Origin of the sequence: Caldimonas sp. (genome assembly GCF_046289365.1) — a bacterium.
Lineage (GTDB): Bacteria > Pseudomonadota > Gammaproteobacteria > Burkholderiales > Burkholderiaceae_C > Caldimonas.
The window spans coordinates 1-6,296 of sequence record NZ_JBKBVU010000182.1 but is presented as its reverse complement, the minus strand read 5'-3'; the positions used below and the strand labels follow the sequence as shown (position 1 = coordinate 6,296).

The following is a 6,296-nucleotide window of genomic DNA, read 5'->3' as shown; positions in this document are numbered from 1 at the left end:
CGTGTGCGTGGCGCCTGCTGCGGCGCCTGCGCACGACACGCTGGCAGGTGGTGGAGCAGGCGCTGAGCGATCCGCGCCCGGTGCGGGTGGCCTTTGTCGTGCGCGACAACCTGCGGCAGCGGCGTACCATCGAGCGCGCCTACATCGAGGCCATCCGTCGCGCCCGCTGGCGGGTGGACCTGGTGTGTCCGTATTTCTATCCGGGCCGGGCCTTCCGCCGTGCCTTGCGCCATGCGGCGCAGCGGGGCGTGCAAGTGAGGCTGCTGCTGCAGGGCAAGGTCGACTACCGCATGGCGGCGCTGGCGGCGCAGGCGCTTTACGACGAGATGCTGGGCCACCGCATCCGCATCTTCGAGTACACCCCGGCCTTCCTGCATGCCAAGGTGGCCGTGGTCGACGATGACTGGGCCACCGTGGGCAGCTCCAACATCGACCCTCTGTCGCTGCTGGTCAACCTCGAGGGCAACGTGATCGTGCAGGACCGACACTTCGTCCAGGAGCTGGCCGGTGAGATCGACCAGGCCGTTGCCGCCTCGAGGGAAGTGACGGTGCAGACTCTGGGCCTGCCGGCCTGGCGGCGCTACCTGCGTCGCGGCTTCGTGGCCTGGATGGCGCGCCTTTTCATGCGGGTGGCCGGGGCCACCGGACGGTACTGAAGGCATGGCCGCGCGCACCGATCTCGTGGTGGCGCGCCCGCAGGGGCTGTATTGCCCGGCCGGCGATTTCTACATCGACCCCTGGCGCCCGGTGGAGCGTGCGGTGATCACCCACGCCCATGCCGACCACGCGCGCAGCGGCCACCGGCACTACCTGGCGGCCGCACCGGGCGCGGGCGTGCTGCGCGAACGCCTGGGCGAAATCTCGCTGCAGGCCCTGGCCTATGGCGAGACGGTGACGATCGGCGGTGTCACGGTGTCCTTGCACCCTGCCGGGCATGTGCTGGGCTCGGCCCAGGTGAGGCTGGCGTATCGTGGCGAGGTCTGGGTGGTGTCGGGCGACTACAAGCTCGAAGCCGATGGCACCTGCGCTGCCTTCGAGCCGGTGCGCTGCGACTGCTTCATCACCGAATCGACCTTCGGCTTGCCCATCTACCGGTGGCAGCCGCAGGCGCAGGTGCTAAACGACATTCGGCACTGGTGGGCCGCCAACGCAGCCGAGGGCCGGCCCAGCCCGCTGTACGCTTACAGCTTCGGCAAGGCGCAGCGCTTGCTGCACGGCCTGGGCGAGGGGCCGGGGCCGCTGGTGGTGCACCCTGCCGTCGCTGCGGTGAACCGGGCCTATGTGGCGGCCGGCGTGCCGCTGCCCGAGGCCTTGGAGCTGGGGCAGGGGCTGACGGCCGAGACGCTGACCCGGGCCCTGGTCATCGCCCCGCCGGCAGCTTCGCGCAGCGCCTGGGAGCGCCGCCTGGCCGAGGCGCGTGACGGCTACGTGAGCGGCTGGATGCGTCTGCGCGGCACGCGGCGCCGGCAGGGCGTGGACCGGGGCTTCGCGCTCAGTGACCATGCCGATTGGCCAGCCTTGCTGCGGGCCATCGGCGAAAGCGGGGCGTCGCGTGTGATCGTGACACATGGGTACGAAGCGGTGATGGTGCGCTGGCTGCAGCAGCAGGGTCTGGAGGCCGGCTCGTTCCGCACCGAGTACGGCGACGAGAACTGACGCTTGCGATGCGCGACTTCGCCCGCCTCTATGCCGACCTGGACGCGACCACGTCCACCCGCGACAAGGTGGCGGCGCTGCGCCGCTACTTCGAGCGCGCTGCAGCGGCCGACGCGGCCTGGGCGGTGTACTTCCTGAGCGGTGGCCGGCCGCGTCGGGTGGTGGGGACGGCCCAGCTCAAGGCCTGGGCCTGCGAGGCGGCAGGCATTGACGACTGGCTCTTCGAGGAGTGCTACCAGAGCGTGGGGGATCTGGCCGAGACCATCGCGCTGATCCTGCCGCCCCCGGCGGCGAGCGCGGACCTGGGGCTGGCGCACTGGGTGGAGCAGCGCCTGCTGCCGTTGCGCGAGGCCCCGCCCGAGGTGCAGCGCGAGCGGCTGCGCCAGTGGTGGGCCGAACTCGACACGCCCGGCCGCTTCCTGCTGGGCAAGCTGATCGGTGGCGGCTTTCGCGTGGGGGTGTCGCGTCTGCTGGTGACACGCGCGCTGGCCGAGCATGCCGGCCTGCCACCCGAGGTCATCGCCCAGCGGCTGATGGGCTTGGCCACGACGGGCCGTGCCGCCAGTGCACCGCCCGATGCGGCACGTTTCGAGGCCCTGGTGTCGCCGTCGATCGATGCACGCCTGGACGCCGGTCAGCCCTATCCCTTCTTCCTGGCCCATCCGCTGGAGACACCGGTCGAGGCGATGGGCGGGGTGCTGGGGCCGGTGGCCGGCTGGCAGGCCGAGTGGAAGTACGACGGCATCCGCGTGCAGGTGGTGCGCCGCGCCGGCCAGGTGTGGATCTGGTCGCGTGGGGAGGAGCTGATGACCGATCGCTTTCCCGAGGTGGTGGAGGCGGCACGTGCCTGGCCCGACGGCACCGTGGTCGATGGGGAACTGGTGGTCTGGAAGGACGAGCGGCCCGCGCCCTTTGCCTTGCTGCAGCAGCGCATCGGCCGCAAGACCCTGAGCCGGCGAGTGCTGTCCGAAGTGCCGGTGGTGCTGCTCGCCTATGACCTGCTGGAGCGGGAGGGCCGGGACCAGCGGATGCAGCCGCAGGCGGCGCGCCGGTTGCAGCTCGAGGCCCTGGCGGCCAGTCTCGGCCAGCGCGCCGACGGCCGGCCGGTGCTGCAGGTGTCGCCGCTGGTGGAGGCGGCCGACTGGGCAGAGCTGGCCCGGCTGCGCGAGGGTTCGCGCCAGCGCGGCGTGGAGGGCCTGATGCTCAAGCAGCGCGAGGCCCGCTACGGCACCGGGCGCACCAAGGCCGAAGGCGTGTGGTGGAAGTGGAAGATCGACCCGCTGAGCGTGGATGCCGTGCTGATCTATGCCCAGCGCGGCCACGGGCGCCGGGCCAGCCTCTACACCGACTACACCTTTGCGCTGTGGAGCCGTCCGCCGTGCGATGCGGCCGAGGCCCAGGCGGTGGTGGAGGCGATCGCCCGGCGCGAGCCGGCGCAGCCCGGGGCCTTGCAGTTGGTGCCGTTTGCCAAAGCCTATTCGGGCTTGAGCGACGAGGAGTTCCGGCGCATCGATGCGGTGATCCGCCGCACCACGCTGGAGCGCTTCGGGCCGGTGCACAGCGTGCGGCCGACGCTGGTGTTCGAGATCGGCTTCGAAGGCATCAACCGCAGCACGCGCCACAAAAGCGGCCTGGCGGTGCGCTTTCCCCGCATGCTGCGCATCCGCGACGACAAGCCCTTGCACGAGGCCGACAGCCTGACCTCGCTGGAGGCTTTGCTGCGATAGGCCTGGACACCCGGGGGCCATTGCGCGAGGATGCGCGGGGGCGCGCGGCCCGGCTGCTAGGATCGGCGCCTGACCCCCGCAAGGCCCACGTCCATGACCGCACTGAGTTCCGTTCCCAAGCCCAGCGACGACGAAGGCGTGCCGGTCTCGGTGCGCATCCGCGAGCGCATCAAGGCCGCGCAGCGCCGCTTCCATGCCAACGACAACATCGCCGAGTTCATCGAGCCGGGTGAGCTGGAGGCCCTGCTCGACGAGGTCCAGGCCAAGATGGCCGGCGTGCTTGAGAGCCTGGTGATCGACACCGAGAGCGACCACAACACCAGGGACACCGCCCGCCGTGTGGCCAAGATGTACCTGCGCGAGGTCTTCAAGGGCCGTTACGTGGCCGAGCCCGACGTGACTGAATTCCCGAACGTGGAACGTCTCAACGAGCTCATGATCGTCGGGCCCATCACGGTGCGCAGCGCCTGCTCGCACCACTTCTGCCCCATCATCGGGCGGCTGTGGGTGGGCGTGATGCCCAACGAGCATTCGAACCTGATCGGCCTGTCCAAGTACGCACGCCTGGCCGAATGGATCATGAGCCGCCCGCAGATCCAGGAGGAGGCCGTCACGCAGGTGGCCGACTTGCTGCAGGACAAGATGCAGCCCGACGGCCTGGCCATCGTGATGGAGGCCGACCACTTCTGCATGCAGTGGCGCGGCGTGCGCGACATGGACTCCAAGATGGTCAACAGCGTGATGCGCGGCAGCTTCCTGAAGGACGCCAACCTGCGCCGCGAGTTCCTGGCGCTGCTCAACAGCAAGAAGCCCTGAGGTCCCCCCATGCTCGTCCGTCTGCTCTATGCCAGCCGCGCGGCCCAGCCGCTCACGCACGAGGTCATCGAGTCCATCCTGGCGCAATCGCGGGCCCACAACCCGCCGCTGGGCATCACCGGCATCCTGTGCCACAGCGGCGGCCTGTTCATGCAGGTGCTCGAGGGCGGGCGTGAGGCGGTCAACAAGCTCTATGGCGATATCGTCCGCGACGACCGCCACAAGGACGTGGTGCTGCTGCACTACGAAGAGATCACCGAACGCCGTTTTGCCGGCTGGACGATGGGCCAGGTGAACCTCGGCAAGATCAATCCGTCCATCGTGCTGAAGTACTCCGAGAAGCCCACCCTCGATCCCTACACCGTGCCGGGCCGGGTCTCGATGGCGCTGCTGGAGGAACTGATCGCCACCGCCTCGATCATCGGCCGAACAGGCCCTTGATCACGCTCCCCACGCCTTCCACCACGCCCCCCAGGCTCACGCCCAGGGCCGAGGCGATACCGCCGGCGACCTTCAGCGCGAAGTTCTCGTTGAGCGAGAAGTTCGGATCGTCCAGGCGGCCCTCCAGCGTGAAGGCCACCTCCAGCCGGCCGTCGCGGCTCATCGCGGCCAGCACCGCCTGACGCGGCACGCCCGCGAAGGTGCCCAGCACGCCACCGCTGCTGTTCAGCTCCAGCCCGGTCAGTGTGAGCCGGCCCGGGGCATGCAACTGCTGCTGGCGCACGCGGGCGTCGATGCTGAGGTCCATCGCACCGCGTCGCACCCCGGCCTCCGACACCTTGATCAGGTAGGGCTGCAGGGCCACCAGGTCCACGCCGCGCAGGTCGGCCTTCACGCGCGCATCGGTGGTGGCCAGGGTCACCTCACCGGAGAGCTTCACTCGGCCATCGCGCTGCACGCCCTTGAGCGTGCCGTCGAGCTCGAAGGCGGTGGGGGTGTCCAGGCCCGGCAGGTCCAGCGGCCCCACGCGTGAGTGCAGACCTTCCAGGCGCAGCTTCAGGGCCGGTTGGCGTACCGTGGCGTCGAAGAACTCCAGCGCCGCGTCGTGCAGCTCGATCTGCGCGATGTGCAGGGGCGGTCCGGCGCCGTCCTGGCCGGAGGCCTTGGGGTCTCGCGGGCGGTCGAACAGGGCCGGCAGCACACGCAATCGCCCCTCGCGCGTGCGCCACATCGACAGGTAGCCGCCGTCGATCCGCACCCGGCGCACGCGCAGGTCGGCGCTGAGCAGGCCCCACAGGTCGGGCGTGAGCACGATGCGCTGGGCGCGCAGCTCGTCGTCGGCCGGCCAGCTCCCGGCACGCTCGCTGCGGGTGGAGCGCACGCGCACCTCGGTGGCTTCCACGCCGGCCCAGGTCATGCGCAGGCTGCCCACCGTGGCGCGCGGCCCCAGGGCCTGCTCGACCTGGGCCTTGAGCTGCCAGGCGGCCCCTTGCAGGCCGGCGAAACCCAGCACCAGCAGGGCCGCCAGCGTCCAGGCGATGCGCCGCCCCAGGCGGCGCGGCGAAGCGGGCGAGAGGGCTTGATCCATGGTCTGGTGGCTGAAGCCCTCCATTGTGGAGGAGTCGGGCGGGGCTTTGCCGGCTCCGGGACAATGCACCCGTGCAAGACTTGTTGCTGAATCCCCATGCCGATGGGCCTTGGCCCGAAGGGCTGCGCCTGGTGGGCGTGGACTTCACCAGCCGGCCCACGCGGCGCAAGCCCATCACCGTCGCCGTCGGCGAGCGCCAGGGCTCGCGCGTACGCCTGCTGCAGATGCAGGCGCTGACCAATGAAGCCGGCTTCGAGGCCTGGCTGGCTCAGCCCGGCCCCTGGGTGGGGGCGTTCGACTTCCCGTTCGGGCTGCCGCGCGAGCTGGTGGAGCAGCTGGGCTGGCCCACCGAATGGCCGGCGCTGATGGATCACTACGCCGCCCTGCCGCGTGCCGAGATCCGGGCCACCTTCGCGGCCTTCTGCCAGGCACGGCCGGCGGGAGCCAAGTTTGCCCACCGGGCGGCCGACCGGCCGGCAGGCTCATCGCCGTCGATGAAATGGGTCAACCCACCGGTGGCCTACATGCTGCACGCGGGCGTGGGGGGGAGGGGGAGAGGCAGAGCGGAC

General features: G+C 70.6%; 6 protein-coding genes and 1 pseudogene. 6 read left to right on the top strand and 1 reads right to left on the bottom strand.

The genetic code is table 11. The features are described 5' to 3' along the window. From ACK42S_RS14585 to ACK42S_RS14565, 5 genes are all read left to right on the top strand, one after another. Positions 1 to 656, top strand: a 656-nt coding sequence (locus ACK42S_RS14585) for a phospholipase D-like domain-containing protein (protein ID WP_409709030.1), incomplete at its 5' end; no start/stop codon positions are given. Between the two features lie 4 nt (positions 657 to 660). Beyond that, entirely contained in the window at positions 661 to 1,656 is a 996-nt protein-coding gene (locus ACK42S_RS14580; protein ID WP_409709027.1) for a ligase-associated DNA damage response exonuclease, read from the top strand. 8 nt (positions 1,657 to 1,664) lie between these two features. Beyond that, positions 1,665 to 3,383: an ATP-dependent DNA ligase gene (locus tag ACK42S_RS14575; protein ID WP_409709025.1), complete on the top strand. Its 1,719-nt coding sequence runs from the start codon at positions 1,665 to 1,667 to the stop codon at positions 3,381 to 3,383. Positions 3,384 to 3,476: 93 nt separating this feature from the next. Further along, positions 3,477 to 4,199, top strand: coding sequence for a GTP cyclohydrolase I (gene folE / locus ACK42S_RS14570; RefSeq protein ID WP_409709022.1), 723 nt, complete (start codon positions 3,477 to 3,479; stop codon positions 4,197 to 4,199). 9 nt (positions 4,200 to 4,208) lie between these two features. After that, entirely contained in the window at positions 4,209 to 4,640 is a 432-nt protein-coding gene (locus tag ACK42S_RS14565; RefSeq protein ID WP_409709019.1) for a BLUF domain-containing protein, read from the top strand. Here ACK42S_RS14565 and ACK42S_RS14560 read toward each other — a convergent pair. Further along, positions 4,618 to 5,727, bottom strand: coding sequence for a DUF748 domain-containing protein (locus ACK42S_RS14560; RefSeq protein ID WP_409709016.1), 1,110 nt, complete (start codon positions 5,725 to 5,727; stop codon positions 4,618 to 4,620). The two genes, ACK42S_RS14565 and ACK42S_RS14560, sit on opposite strands and share 23 nt — an antisense overlap. Positions 5,728 to 5,798: 71 nt before the next feature. Here ACK42S_RS14560 and ACK42S_RS14555 point away from each other — a divergent pair. Further along, a pseudogene (locus ACK42S_RS14555) lies at positions 5,799 to 6,296 on the top strand (DUF429 domain-containing protein); the annotation flags it as partial.

Bases quoted from the DNA above. Each gene is read 5' to 3' on its own strand.
- ACK42S_RS14580 (WP_409709027.1), top strand. From the start codon at position 661: ATGGCCGCGCGCACCGATCTCGTGGTGGCGCGCCCGCAGGGGCTGTAT.
- ACK42S_RS14575 (WP_409709025.1), top strand. From the start codon at position 1,665: ATGCGCGACTTCGCCCGCCTCTATGCCGACCTGGACGCGACCACGTCC.
- folE (WP_409709022.1), top strand. From the start codon at position 3,477: ATGACCGCACTGAGTTCCGTTCCCAAGCCCAGCGACGACGAAGGCGTG.
- ACK42S_RS14565 (WP_409709019.1), top strand. From the start codon at position 4,209: ATGCTCGTCCGTCTGCTCTATGCCAGCCGCGCGGCCCAGCCGCTCACG.
- ACK42S_RS14560 (WP_409709016.1), bottom strand. From the start codon at position 5,727: ATGGATCAAGCCCTCTCGCCCGCTTCGCCGCGCCGCCTGGGGCGGCGC.